Origin of the sequence: Halorhodospira neutriphila (assembly GCF_016584055.1) — a bacterium.
GTDB lineage: Bacteria > Pseudomonadota > Gammaproteobacteria > Nitrococcales > Halorhodospiraceae > Halorhodospira > Halorhodospira neutriphila.
In genome coordinates this window covers 1-11863 of the sequence record NZ_NRSH01000071.1, presented here as the reverse complement: position 1 = coordinate 11863, position 11863 = coordinate 1, and the positions used below count along the sequence as shown (strand labels likewise).

Here is an 11863-nt window from a genome sequence, read left to right as displayed (position 1 = left end):
GCCGGGCCAGCGCGCCGCCGCGGCGGCGCGCTGGCCCGGCGGGGGGGCGCCGTACGCCGTCTGCACCGGCGGCGAGCCGGCGCTGCAGCTCGACGGGGCCCTCGTCGCCGCCCTCCACGAGGCCGGCTTCGAGCTCGCCGTGGAGACCAACGGCACCCTCGCCCTGCCCGCCGGGGTCGACTGGGTCTGCGTCAGCCCCAAGGCGGGCACCGAGCTGGCGGTGCGCCGCGGCGCCGAGCTCAAGCTCATCTACCCCCAGCCCGGCGCCGAGCCGGAGCGCTTCGCCGAGCTCGCCTTCGAGCGCTTCTTCCTCCAGCCCCTGGACGACCCCGACTACGCCGCGCACCGGCAGGCCGCCGTGGACTACTGCCTCGCCCACCCGCAGTGGTCGCTGAGCCTGCAGCTCCACAAGGCGCTCGGCATCCCGTAGGCCGGTCCGCGGCGCCCGCTGGCTGGGCAGGCTGGATGCGTTACCTTGGAGGCTAGAGCGGGAGTGCCGGCCGGCGGCCTCCCCGCATTGAGCGCACGGAGGGTCCCGCGATGCTTGAGGTCAGCCTCGTTACCATCTGCTTTATCATCCAGAAGTGCCGGGAGTTCCAGGCCAAGGAGGAGGTCGTGATCCCCGGCGGGGTGGACGGCTCGGACGAGGACTGGGTCGCGCAGGTGCTCGCCGACCACGCCGACGACTGGACGGTCCAGGAGGTGCGCAGCGCCTTCGACGACCTCGAGCCCGCCTCGCAGGCGCAGATCGTGACCCTCATGTGGATCGGGCGCGGCGACTTCGACGCCAGCGAGTGGGCCGAGGCGGAGGCCGAGGCGAGGGCCGCATGGAGGCCGCGGACGGCCGACTACATCCTCGCCACCCCCCTGGCGGCCGACTACCTCGAGTACGGCCTGGAGGCGCTGGGCCTCGCGTGCGATGAGTGAGCCCGGGGTCTCCCTGGAGCACAGCCACGAGCCCGAGGCGATCCGCCGGCGCCTCGCCGCCGACAGCCGGCCGAGCTACCTGCGCGACGCGATCCTCGGGGGGATCGACGGCTGCGTGACCACCTTCGCCGTGGTCGCCAGCGTCGCCGGGGCCGGGATGCCGGGGCTGGTCGCCTTCGTGCTGGGCCTGGCCAGCCTGGTCGCCGACGGCTTCAGCATGGCCGTGAGCAACTACCAGGGGGTCAAGAGCGACCAGGAGGCCCTCGGCCGCGCCCAGCGCCAGGAGGAGCGCCACATCCGCGAGGCCCCCGACGGCGAGCGCCGGGAGATCCGCGAGATCTTCCGGCGCAAGGGCTTCGAGGGGGAGGTCCTGGAGCGGGTCGTGGAGACCATCACCGGCGACCGGCAGCTGTGGATCGACACCATGCTCCGCGAGGAGCTCGGCCACCAGCTCCACGGCCCGCGGCCGCTCGCCGCCGGGGCGGTGACCTTCCTCGCCTTCGTCGCCGTCGGCTTCCTGCCGCTGCTGCCCTTCCTGCTGCCGTTCCTCGCCGGCGGCGAGTACTTCGCGACCAGCGCCGGGATCACGGCGGTGACCTTCTTCGCCATCGGCTACGCCAAGGGCGTGATGCTCGCGATGCCCCGGCTGCGGGCCGGGCTCGAGACGCTGCTCATGGGCGGCGGCGCGGCGGTGATCGCCTACGCCGTCGGCCTGGCCCTGGAGCCGCTGGTGGGCGGCGCCGTCGGCTAGCCTAGCCCGCGCCCAGGAGGCCGCTGAGCCACTCGTCCACCTGCTGGATCTCCGGCAGGCATACGGCGTGCTCCATGGGGAACTCGTGCCACGCCACCGGGAAGCCGGCCTGCTCGAGCCGCTGCCGGGCATCCCGGCCGAGCTCGAGGGGGACGATGGGGTCCTGCGTGCCGTGGGCGAGGAGCATCGGCGGGCGGGCGGTGGCCGCCTCGAGGGGCGTCGCCGGCGGGAGCCAGCCGGAGAGGGCGATCACGCCGGCCGGCGCGGGCTGCGCCTGGGCGGCGGTGTAGAGGGCGGTGGCCGCGCCCTGGGAGAAGCCGGCGAGGACGATCCGCTCCGCCGGGACGCCGCGCTCGCGCTCGCGCCGCAGCAGCGCCTCGACGTGGCCGCGGGCCGTCTCGAGGCCGGCCTCATCCTCCTGGATCTGCTTGCCGAGCCCGAGGATGTCGTACCAGGCGGGCAGGGTCATGCCGCCGTTGACGGTCACCGGCTGCGCCGGCGCGTGGGGGAAGACGAAGCGCACGCCGATCGGGGCCGTCCGGCGCAGCTCGTCGACGAGGGGCTCGAAGTCGTGGCCGTCGGCGCCGAGGCCGTGGAGCCAGACGACGCTGGCGGTGATCGGCTCCGCGGTGGCTCGCTCGACGCACTCGAGGTGCTGGGCGTCGCTCATGGCCGCTCCTTATCTGGTGCGTGGCGCCCCAGCATAATGGAAGCCGCCCCCGGCGTCGCCGGGGGCGGCTGGCGCGGCCGTCGGGGGCAGGGCTAGGCCGCCTTGCGGCTGCCGCCCGTCTTGCCGCTGGCGGCGGCGGGGGTGAAGCCCGCGAGGTTCTCGCGCATGGCCGCCTGCACGTCCTGGGTCATGGACTGGCCCATCTCGGTGAGGGTGCGGGCGTCCTTGGCGAGGCTGTCGCTGGTCTCGCGGACCGCCTCGCTGCTCTTCTGGAGGTAGCTCTGCATCTGCTCGGGGGACTGGAGGGTGGTGGCCTCGCGCATCTGGCCGAGGGCGACATCGGTGTAGCGGCGCACCATGTCGAGCTGGTAGTCGGCCATCTTCTCCCAGTGCTCGAGCATCTTGCTGTTGACCTTGCGGAAGGGCTCGGCGTAGTTGCCGAACTGCTGCTGCATCTGCTGCATGAGGTTCTCGTAGTTCATGACGCCTCCTGTCCTGGTCTTGGGGCGAACGTGAGGGGTTCCCTGACGTTGTGCAATGCACCATAGCACCGCTTTTGGTGCGGCGCAACATCATTCGTCGAAAAAAAGTTCGCTCGAGGTGGTTCCCACGGCGCCGGATTGTGTCACTATACAGGTACGGCGCCGGACGGTGCGCAGGGCGCACAGCGACGCCGGGCACAGTAGATTGATTGTAGAGGTTGTTTGAGATGTCAGAGCGTCAACAAGGCACGGTTAAGTGGTTCGACAACGCCAAGGGGTACGGCTTCATCAGCCGGGAAGGGGGCGAGGATGTGTTCGTCCACTTCCGTGCCATCCGGGGCGACGGCTTCCGCTCCCTGGACGAGGGCCAGACGGTCGAGTTCAACGTCACGCGCAGCCCCAAGGGCCTGCAGGCCGAGGACGTCGCCGCGCTGTAGCCTCGCGTCAGCAGAGGCTTGATCGTCGCAGAGGGGCCGCCGTGGGCGGCCCCTTTGCGTTGGGGGAGGCCCGATGACACCCCTTCTCGATGCCGCGCCGTAAGGGGCTTGGCCGAGGGGGCGCTGCGCTCCTCCTCGCCGCCCTCCTGCCCCCGATGCTCCAGGCCCTCGAGGGGCTCCCGCAGGGGGCGCTCGCCATCGACGGCCGGATCGTTCCCGCCCGGATCGCCGCTACCCCCGAGGCCCGCGCCCAGGGCTTCCAGGGCGCCTCGCCGGAGGCGATCGCCCGCGAGCGGATCTACTTCTCCTGGCCGAGCCCGCGGCGGCCGGCCTTCCACATGCACAACGTCCCCGCCCCGCTGGCGATCGCCTGGATCGGCCCGCAGCAGCGGGTGATCGCCGTGGAGCGGATGGCGCCGGAGCGCGCCGGCTACCGGCCGCCCGCCCCGGTGTCCGCGGCGCTGGAGCTCTCGCCGGCCGAGGCCGAGCGGCTGGAGATCACCCCGGGGGTGACCATCCGGCCCGCCGCCGCGCCGGGCGCCGCCGGCGAGTGAGCGCCGTCGGCGGGCGGCTTGCCAACGCCCGCGGCGGGCCTAGTATGGTGACCCCGCTAGGAAGACGCCCTTGAATCGGCTGAGAAGCCCAGGAGGTGAGCAATGGGATTCGCGCTATCGCACATGCAGGTCCGCAGCAGCGGCTTCTCCTCGCACGGGCGGCTGCCCGCCCGCTACGCCGTCGAGGGGGACAACCTCTCGCCGCCGCTGGCCTGGTCCGGCGCCCCCGAGGGGACGCAGTCGTTCGCCGTCATCTGCCACGACCCGGACGCGCCGCTGGTCCAGTCCGGCGCCTACGGCTTCGTCCACTGGGTGCTCTACAACCTGCCGGCCGACCTGGAGGGCCTCGAGGAGGCGACCGGCGAGGGCACGAGCGGGGTGACCGACTTCGGCGGCAGCGGCTACGGCGGCCCGAACCCCCCCGAGGGGCACGGCCTCCACCACTACTACTTCTGGGTCCTGGCGCTGGACCGGGCGCTCGATCTCGAGCCCGGGCTGACCCTCTGGCAGTTCCTCGAGCGGGCCGAGCCCCACATCCTGGGGATGAACCGCATCGTCGGCTGCTACGAGCGCTGAGCCGCCCCGCCCGCTGCCGGGCGCGGCCGATGCGGCCGCGCCCCCGCCGGGCGTGGCGGCGGTATTTCCCCTAGCGGCTAGAAGTCGAAGATCTCGGAGAGGAACGACTCCCTCTTCGGCTTCCGCCGTCCCTCGCCGCGCTCGCGATCGCGGTCGCGGCGCTCGCCCCCCTCGCCGCCGCCCTGGTGCTCGGCGGAGCGCTCGATGATCTTGTCGAGCTCCCCCCGGTCGAGCCAGACACCGCGGCACTTCGGGCAGTAGTCGACCTCCACGCCTTGGCGCTCGGCCATTTGCAGCGTCTCACCGTCAACAGGGCATTGCATGGGGCTCCCCTCCTCAACGCGGGTCCAGTCTCTCCACTAGAGAGACACCGCCGAGGGGCGGCCGTTCCCCCGAAAAGGCCCTGGAACCTGCGCCGCGCAGCGCTGTCCCCCTCGGTAGACATTCCCTAGGGAGCTGTGCTGTTTCGTCTGGACACTTTGAATCTCAAGGACTTGGACTAGCAATGGCGGACCATCCCCTTGTCGCTGTGGAGCACCTGGAGCGGGCGTACGGGTCCTTCCGAGCGCTCCGGGACGTGAGCTTCGAGCTCGCGCAGGGCGATGTGCTCGGCTTCCTCGGGCCCAACGGCGCCGGCAAGTCCACCACCATGCGCATCATCACCGGCAACCTCGCCCCGACGGCGGGCAGCGTCCGGATCAACGGGGTGGACCTGCTTGCCGACCCCCTGTCGGCGAAGGCCCGCCTCGGCTTCCTCCCCGAGGACCCCCCGCTCTACCGCGAGCTGACGGTCAACGACTACCTGCGCTACTGCGCCCGGCTCAACGGCGTGCGGGGCTCGCGGCTCGCCGAGGCCGTGCGCGAGGCGCGGCAGCGCTGCGGGCTCAAGCAGATGGGCGAGCGGCTCATCGGCAACCTCTCGCGGGGGTTCCAGCAGCGGGTGGGGATCGCCCAGGCCATCGTCCACCGCCCCGAGGTGGTGGTCCTGGACGAGCCGACCATCGGCCTGGACCCGATCCAGGTCCGCGAGATCCGCGAGCTGATCCGCGAGCTGGGCCGCCAGCACGGGGTGATCCTCTCGACGCACATCCTCCCCGAGGTCCAGGCCGTGTGTAACCGGGTCCAGATCATCCACGAGGGCCGGCTGGTGCTCAGCGAGCGCCTCGACGCGCTCAACGAGCGCATGGCGCGCACGAGCCTGCGCCTGAGCCTGGCCCGGCCGGTGGAGAAGACCCAGCTGAGCGCCGTGAAGGGGGTGCAGCGGGTCGAGGAGCTCGGCGAGGGCGAGTTCCGCGTCCACCACGAGCCGGGGGGCGAGCCCGCCGAGGCCCTGGCGCAACGGGCCGTGCAGGAGGGCTGGGGGCTGCGCGCCCTGGTGCCCGAGGAGCGCTCCCTGGAGCAGATGTTCGTGGACCTGACGCTCAAAGGAGAGGCGGCCTGAGATGATGACGACCATCGCTGCACGTGAGCTGCGCTCGATGTTCCTCTCGCCCCTGGCCTGGGGGGTGCTGGCGGTCACCCAGCTGGTGCTCGGCTACCTCTTCCTCGCCGCCGTGGACCGCTTCCACCGCCTGCAGCCGCGCCTGGCGGCCATGGACGGCGGCCCCGGCGTGACCGACATCGTCGTCAACTCCCTGTTCTCGAGCGCCGGCGTGGTGCTGCTGCTGATCACGCCGCTGCTGACCATGCGCCTGATCAGCGGCGAGCGCGCCGAGGGGACGCTGGCGCTGCTGCGCTCGGCGCCGGTCTCGGTGACCCGCATCGTCCTCGGCAAGTACCTCGGCGTGCTCGGCTTCCTCGCCATCGTGCTGGCGGTGGTGCTGCTGATGCCGCTGAGCCTCTACGCCGGCACCACGCTGGACCTCGGCCAGCTCGCCGCCTCCGCGCTGGGGCTCGCCCTCATGGCGGCGAGCTTCGCGGCGGCGGGGCTGTTCATGTCGAGCCTGAGCAGCCAGCCCACCGTGGCGGCCGTGGCCACCTTCGGCCTGCTGCTGCTGCTGTGGATCCTGGAGTGGAGCGGCAACCTCGGCGGCGGCCTGCAGCAGGCCGTGGACTACCTCTCGCTGATGGGCCACTACCAGGACCTGCGCCAGGGCCTGGTGAACACCGCCGATATCGCCTACTACCTCCTGTTCATCGCCACCTTCCTGGTTCTGTCGATCCGGCGCCTCGACGCCGACCGCCTCTACGGCTGAGCCGGATCGGAGCGGCCAACGGGAGTCGAGAGCAGCAATGGACGTAACAGCCAAGCTTCGCCGCAGCCTGCGCCTGCAGAACACCGCCTTCGTCGTCCTCTTCCTGGCGGCGGTCGGCCTCGTCGCCGGCCTGAGCGCCGTCTACACCTACGAGGCCGACTGGACGGCGGGCAACCGCAATACCCTCAGCGAGGCCAGCCGCGAGCTCCTCGCCCGGGCCGAGGCGCCGATCACCATCACGGCCTACGCCACCGAGGACGCGCGGCTGCGCGAGCAGATCCGGCGGTTCGTCGGCCGCTACCAGCGCGCCGACGCCGCCGAGGTGCGCCTGCGGTTCGTCAACCCCGATGCGCGGCCGAGTCAGGTCCGCGAGCTGGGCATCCGGCGCAACGGGCAGCTGGCGGTCTCCTACCAGGGGCGCACGGAGAAGGCCGAGCAGCGCTCGGAGCAGGCCGTCAGCCAGGCCCTGCAGCGGCTGCTGCGCTCCGGCGAGCGGCAGGTCTACTTCCTCGCCGGCCACGGCGAGCGCGCCCTCGAGGGCCGCGGCCGCAGCGCCCTGGGCCGCTTCGTCCAGGCGCTCGAGGGCACCGGCGCCCAGGTCGATCCCCTCAACCTCGCCGAGCGCCCGCAGATCCCCGCGGCGACCGACCTGCTGGTGATCGGCGGGGCGCAGCAGCCGCTGCTCGAGGCCGAGGTCGAGCAGCTGCGCGGCTACGTGGCGCAGGGCGGCAACCTCCTCTGGCTCGCCGACGAGGGGGCGGCCGAGGGCCTCCAGCCCCTCGCCGAGGCGCTGGGCGTCGAGCTCTCCGGCGAGGGGGTCGCCGTCGACCCGCGCACCCGGGTCTTCGGGCTGCAGGACCCGACCCAGGTGCTGGTGAGCAGCTACCCCGATCACCCGGCCCTCCAGGGGCTCGACAGCATCACCCTCTTCCCCGGGGCGGCCCGCGTGCAGGCCTCGCCGCCGGCGGGCTGGCAGGCCGAGCCCCTGGTGCAGACCAGCCCCGAGGCGTGGCTGGAGACCGGCTCGCTAGAGGGGACGGTCCGCTTCGACGCCGGCAAGGACCGCGAGGGCCCGGTGACCCTGGCGCTGGCCCTGACGCGGGCCGAGGTCCCTGCCGGGGAGGCGGGCGCGCAGCCGCAGGCGGCCGGCGGCGAGGCGCAGGGCAGCGCCTCGCAGGGCGAGGGCGGCTCGGGCGGGGCTGTCTCGAGCCCCCAGAAGGAGGCCGCGGCGAAGCCCGGGGGCGCTGCGGCCGGGCAGGGCGGCGGCAGCGGCGACGCCCCGGCGCAGAAGGTGGTGGTCGTCGGCGACGGCGACTTCCTCGCCAACGCCTACCTGGGCAGCGGCGCCAACCGCAAGCTCGGCCTCGGGCTGTTCCAGTGGCTGAGCAGCGATGAGGGCTTCGTGACCATCCCGGCCCCCGCCGCCCCGGATCAGCACCTGAGCCTGCCCGGCGCCGTCGCCTGGCTCATGCCGGCGCTCTTCCTCGGCGGGCTGCCGCTGGCCTTCCTGCTGGCGGGCGGGGCGGTCTGGCTGCGGCGCCGGCGCCTGTGAGCCATAGGGAGGATCCGCCTTGGGACGTGCACGCACCTGGCTGAACGTCGCGCTGCTGGCGCTGGTGGTGCTGCTGGCGGCGCTGGCCTACTTCCGGCCGGGGGCCGGCCCCGAGACGCCGGAGCGCCCGGCCCTGACCGAGCGCCGGCCGGCGGGGGTCGACCGGCTCCGCGTCGAGCCCCGGCAGGGGCCGGCCGCCGTCCTCCAGCGCGACGGCGAGCGGTGGCGGCTGCGCGAGCCGCGCGCCATGCCCGCCGAGGCCGACGCGGTCCGCCGGGCCCTGGGCCTGCTCGAGGCCGAGAGCCGGGCCGAGGTCCAGCGTGGTGACCAGGGCCTCGCCCCCTACGGCCTGGCCGAGCCCGACGCCGTGCTCGAGATGGGCGGCCACCGCTTCGTGATCGGCGGCCGGCACCCCATGAAGGGGCAGCGCTACGTCCTCGTCGACGACACCCTGCACCTGGTGGAGGCCCGCCGCGTGCGCCGCGCCCGCGGGCTCGAGGCCGCCGAGCCTGAGGGCGCCGAGGAGGCCCCGGTGGTGCAGATCCACCTGGAGGGGCGTGAGGAGCCGCTGCGCTTCCGCGTCCTGGAGGGCGGCGAGCAGCCCCGGCTCTACCGCCCGGCGCTGGGGCTGGTCTACCGGCTCGGCGCCGGCGGGCTCGAGGCCCTGGTGGAGCCCGCCTCGGGCCCCTCGGCACGGGCGAAGGGGGGCGCCTCCTGAGCCGGGCTGGGGAGGGCCCGCCTCAGGCCGGCGCCTCGGTGGTCAGCTCCAGCCGGCCGACCTCCAGGCAGGCCCGGAAGGCCTCGCCGTAGGCGACCACGGCCACGGCGTGTAGGCGCTCCACGTCCAGGGGGTGCTCGAGCCGCTGCGGCTCGAAGGCCGTGAAGGGGACCACCACGCGCTGCCACGCCGCCTGGACCGGCAGGGGGGCCCGGTAGTGCTGCCACGGCTGCCGGGTGTCGGCGCTGCGCACGTGGAGGTAGTAGGCGCCGGGGGTGCCCCGGACCGCCAGGGCGAAGCCCGACCAGCCGCCGGCGTCGAAGGCCCCGCCGGCGGTGGCCAGCGGCAGCCGCACCTGGATGAAGCCGCCGCTGTTCTCCAGCCGGACCTCGCCGCGCATCTGCAGCGCCGGTCCGCGGTCCGTCGAGATCACGCCGGCCTGCATCTCGGAGAGCCCGCCCATGACCCGGTCGGTCAGGCCCTGCCACTGGGTGCCGAGGGCTGCGGTCCCGTCGCCGGCGCGGAAGTCGTCGAGCAGGTAGGTCGTAGGGGGCGCTGAGGCGCTCATAGGCAGATCCGCTGGCGCGGCGAAGGGCCGGTTGGTTGGATACGGGCCAGCTTACCGGCTTCTTCGCCAGGCACGCCAGCGCCTCCCTGCGGCGGCCTGCCTGTCGGTGGGTGCCGGCCCCCGCCCGGCGGTGAGCAGCGGGCGCGGGCCCTGGGAGGCTGGTGCCGTTCCCGGCGCTACTTGACGCCGTACTTGTAGTCGTACTTCGTCAGCTTCCCGTCGTCGTCGAGGTCCTCCTCCTTGAAGGTCTCCTTCTCGACGCCGACCGCCTTGGCCTCCTCGAGGCTCAGCTTGCTGTTGCCGTCCTGGTCGACCGCGGAGAACTTCGGCAGCTGATCCGCCTCGCCGCTGCCGGAGGCGGCCGCGGCGGCGCCGCTGAGCGCGAGCATCAGCGCAGCAGACAGGAGCGACTTCGTAGCCCGCATGCTCACCTCCTTGCGTCGCTAACTACTTGATAAAGCTATTAATTACGGCTTCGGTCCGTCAAGGGCAGGGGCCCGCTGCAGCCGCGCCGCCCGTGCAGATCCCCCGGCTCGTTGGCATAATGCCGCCCCCTTTCGCAACCCGAGTGGTGGCATGAGTACGCAGCACACACCTGAGGAGAACCCCGAGATCCCCGTCCCCAGCCTGCCCATGGCCCTGCTGCCCATCGCGGCGACCATGGGCCTGATGCTCATCCAGATCGTCGCCTTCGACGAGTTCATCCCCCACGTCCCGCTGGCCCTGGGCATCGCCATTACCGGGCTGATGGGCTGGTATCAGGGCATCCGCTGGTGGCGGATGGAGAACGGCCTCTACCACGTCGTGCACATCGGCCTGCAGTCGGTGGCCATCCTGATCACCGTGGGCATGATCATCGGCACCTGGATCCTCTCCGGCACCGTGCCGCTGCTCATCTACTACGGCCTGCAGCTGATCACCCCAGAGCTCTTCCTGCTCGCCGCCATGCTCCTGACGACCGTCGTCTCGGTGGCCGTGGGGACCTCCTGGGGCACCGTGGGCACGGTGGGGCTGGCCCTGGTCGGCGTCGGCGAGGGCCTGGGCATCCCCATGCACCTCACCGGCGGGGCGATCGTCTCGGGTGCCTTCTTCGGCGACAAGATGTCGCCGCTGTCGGACACCACCAACCTGGCGCCGGCGGTCACCTCGACGGATCTCTTCAGCCACATCCGCGGCATGATGGCCGCCTCGGTCCCGGCGCTCGTGGCCGCGGGGGCGGCCTACTGGGCCATCGGCCTCGGCTACGCCGACGCGAATATGGACGGCGAGCGGGTGGCGACGATCCTCAGCGGCCTCGAGGCCCAGTTCAACTTCCACCCCCTGCTGCTGACCCCGGCGCTGCTGGTGCTCCTCCTGGCCCTGCGCCGCTATCCGGTCCTGCCGACCCTCTTCCTGGGCGCCATCGCCGGCGCGCTCACCGCGGTGATCGGCCAGGGAGTCGGGCTGCAGGAGGCGGTGACGGTGATGCAGAGCGGCTTCACCAGCAGCACCGGCGTCGAGGCCGTCGACGAGCTGCTCTCCACCGGCGGCATCCAGTCGATGATGTGGACCATCTCGCTGGTGCTCATCGCCCTGGCCTTCGGCGGGATCGTCGAGCAGACCCGCTGCGTCGAGGTCATCCTCAACGCCATCATGGCCAAGGTCCGCGGCCACTTCTCCCTGGTGCTCGCCAGCACCAGCGGCGCGGCCGGCACCAACCTGATCTCCGGCGACCCCTACCTCTCCATCGCCCTGCCGGGGCGGATGTTCGCGCCGGCCTACCGCGGCCAGGGGCTGTCGACGCTGAACCTCTCGCGCTCGATCGAGGAGGGCGGGACGCTGCTCAACCCGCTGGTGCCGTGGGGCGCCGGCGCGGCGTTCACCGCCGGGGCGCTGGGGATCCCGACGCTGGCCTACGCCCCCTTCGCCTTCGTCTGCTGGCTCTCGCCGCTGATCGGGCTCCTCTACGCCGCCCTCGGCTGGTTCGTCCTGCGCGCGAGCGATGACGAGAAGGCGCGCTGGCAGGCCGACGAGGAGCCGGTGATGGTGGCCGGCGAGATGGTCAACTCGGCCGATCTCGACCCCGAGGAGCTGGAGCGCGCCTTCGACCGCTACCGGCGCCGCTAGGGTCCGCGGCCGCTGAGGCGGCAGGGCGCATGTCCCGCGCCCCCCGATAGGCAGTATCATCTCGCCGTGCAGTGTCGAGCTTGGCGAGGGGGCCGAAGCCTATGGCGTTGGAAGAGGGGGCGCGCAGCCTGCAGCCAGGAGGCGCTACGGGGCGGGTGCCCGCCCGGATCCGCCAGGATCTCGGCGTCGAGCGCCGGCGCAGCCGCTGGCGGCGCTACGCCGGGCGCACGCTGGCGGCCGGCCTGGCGGTGCTCGCCGCCCTGGGGGTGCTCTGGGGCCTCGGCGGCGGGCTCCTGCTCGGGGGCGCCGGCGAGACGCTCGGCGGGC

At 73.0% G+C, this 11863-nt stretch carries 17 protein-coding genes; 12 read left to right on the top strand and 5 right to left on the bottom strand.

Going from position 1 to position 11863, the window contains the following annotated elements; genetic code table 11:
- The 3 genes from CKO13_RS07465 to CKO13_RS07455 all read left to right on the top strand — a co-directional run.
- A partial coding sequence (locus tag CKO13_RS07465; protein WP_200258914.1) for a 7-carboxy-7-deazaguanine synthase QueE occupies positions 1–430 on the top strand: 430 nt, incomplete at its 5' end.
- Between the two features lie 110 nt (positions 431–540).
- The gene (locus CKO13_RS07460; protein WP_200258912.1) at positions 541–927 is read left to right on the top strand and encodes a DUF3775 domain-containing protein; all 387 of its coding nucleotides are present in this window, start codon (positions 541–543) and stop codon (positions 925–927) included.
- Positions 920–1678 carry a VIT1/CCC1 transporter family protein gene (locus tag CKO13_RS07455; RefSeq protein WP_200258910.1) on the top strand — a complete coding sequence of 253 codons (759 nt, stop codon included), beginning with the start codon at positions 920–922 and terminating at the stop codon, positions 1676–1678. Before CKO13_RS07460 ends, CKO13_RS07455 begins: the two co-directional genes overlap by 8 nt.
- Position 1679: 1 nt before the next feature.
- Here CKO13_RS07455 and CKO13_RS07450 read toward each other — a convergent pair whose 3' ends face one another.
- Both CKO13_RS07450 and CKO13_RS07445 read right to left on the bottom strand, forming a co-directional pair.
- A complete protein-coding gene (locus tag CKO13_RS07450) occupies positions 1680–2348 on the bottom strand; it encodes an alpha/beta hydrolase (protein WP_200258896.1) in 669 nt (222 codons plus the stop codon).
- Positions 2349–2440: 92 nt separating this feature from the next.
- Positions 2441–2830 (bottom strand): phasin family protein, encoded by a 390-nt coding sequence (locus tag CKO13_RS07445; protein WP_200258891.1) that lies wholly within the window; start codon positions 2828–2830, stop codon positions 2441–2443.
- 227 nt (positions 2831–3057) lie between these two features.
- Between CKO13_RS07445 and CKO13_RS07440 the strand changes: the two genes are divergently transcribed.
- The 3 genes from CKO13_RS07440 (at position 3058) to CKO13_RS07430 (ending at position 4397) form a co-directional block, all read left to right on the top strand.
- Positions 3058–3267 carry a cold-shock protein gene (locus CKO13_RS07440; protein ID WP_200258889.1) on the top strand — a complete coding sequence of 70 codons (210 nt, stop codon included), beginning with the start codon at positions 3058–3060 and terminating at the stop codon, positions 3265–3267.
- A 155-nt stretch (positions 3268–3422) separates the two neighbouring features.
- The gene (locus CKO13_RS07435) at positions 3423–3821 is read left to right on the top strand and encodes a DUF192 domain-containing protein (RefSeq protein WP_200258887.1); all 399 of its coding nucleotides are present in this window, start codon (positions 3423–3425) and stop codon (positions 3819–3821) included.
- Positions 3822–3923: 102 nt separating this feature from the next.
- The gene (locus CKO13_RS07430; protein ID WP_200258885.1) at positions 3924–4397 is read left to right on the top strand and encodes a YbhB/YbcL family Raf kinase inhibitor-like protein; all 474 of its coding nucleotides are present in this window, start codon (positions 3924–3926) and stop codon (positions 4395–4397) included.
- A gap of 77 nt (positions 4398–4474) precedes the next feature.
- On the opposite strand, the gene CKO13_RS07425 is transcribed toward CKO13_RS07430, so the two are convergent.
- A complete protein-coding gene (locus CKO13_RS07425) occupies positions 4475–4720 on the bottom strand; it encodes a TFIIB-type zinc ribbon-containing protein (protein ID WP_274600667.1) in 246 nt (81 codons plus the stop codon).
- A 254-nt stretch (positions 4721–4974) separates the two neighbouring features.
- Here CKO13_RS07425 and CKO13_RS07420 point away from each other — a divergent pair, with 254 nt between their 5' ends.
- The 4 genes from CKO13_RS07420 to CKO13_RS07405 are packed head-to-tail and all read left to right on the top strand — an operon-like array spanning position 4975 to position 8862.
- The gene (locus CKO13_RS07420) at positions 4975–5838 is read left to right on the top strand and encodes an ABC transporter ATP-binding protein (RefSeq protein WP_338034600.1); all 864 of its coding nucleotides are present in this window, start codon (positions 4975–4977) and stop codon (positions 5836–5838) included.
- Position 5839: 1 nt separating this feature from the next.
- Positions 5840–6592 (top strand): ABC transporter permease subunit, encoded by a 753-nt coding sequence (locus CKO13_RS07415; protein ID WP_200258856.1) that lies wholly within the window; start codon positions 5840–5842, stop codon positions 6590–6592.
- Positions 6593–6629: 37 nt separating this feature from the next.
- Positions 6630–8144, top strand: coding sequence for a GldG family protein (locus tag CKO13_RS07410; RefSeq protein WP_200258846.1), 1515 nt, complete (start codon positions 6630–6632; stop codon positions 8142–8144).
- A gap of 19 nt (positions 8145–8163) precedes the next feature.
- On the top strand, positions 8164–8862 hold the full coding sequence (locus tag CKO13_RS07405) for a DUF4340 domain-containing protein (RefSeq protein ID WP_200258843.1): 699 nt from the start codon (positions 8164–8166) through the stop codon (positions 8860–8862).
- Between the two features lie 22 nt (positions 8863–8884).
- Here the strand turns inward: CKO13_RS07405 and CKO13_RS07400 are convergent, their stop codons facing one another.
- Together CKO13_RS07400 and CKO13_RS07395 are read right to left on the bottom strand one after the other, a co-directional pair.
- The gene (locus CKO13_RS07400; protein ID WP_200258842.1) at positions 8885–9430 is read right to left on the bottom strand and encodes a CIA30 family protein; all 546 of its coding nucleotides are present in this window, start codon (positions 9428–9430) and stop codon (positions 8885–8887) included.
- Between the two features lie 176 nt (positions 9431–9606).
- A complete protein-coding gene (locus tag CKO13_RS07395) occupies positions 9607–9855 on the bottom strand; it encodes a hypothetical protein (RefSeq protein WP_200258823.1) in 249 nt (82 codons plus the stop codon).
- A gap of 151 nt (positions 9856–10006) precedes the next feature.
- On the opposite strand from CKO13_RS07395, the gene nhaC reads away from it, so the two are divergent.
- The gene (nhaC, locus tag CKO13_RS07390) at positions 10007–11536 is read left to right on the top strand and encodes a Na+/H+ antiporter NhaC (RefSeq protein ID WP_200258820.1); all 1530 of its coding nucleotides are present in this window, start codon (positions 10007–10009) and stop codon (positions 11534–11536) included.
- Between the two features lie 101 nt (positions 11537–11637).
- A partial coding sequence (locus tag CKO13_RS07385) for a hypothetical protein (protein ID WP_200258817.1) occupies positions 11638–11863 on the top strand: 226 nt, incomplete at its 3' end.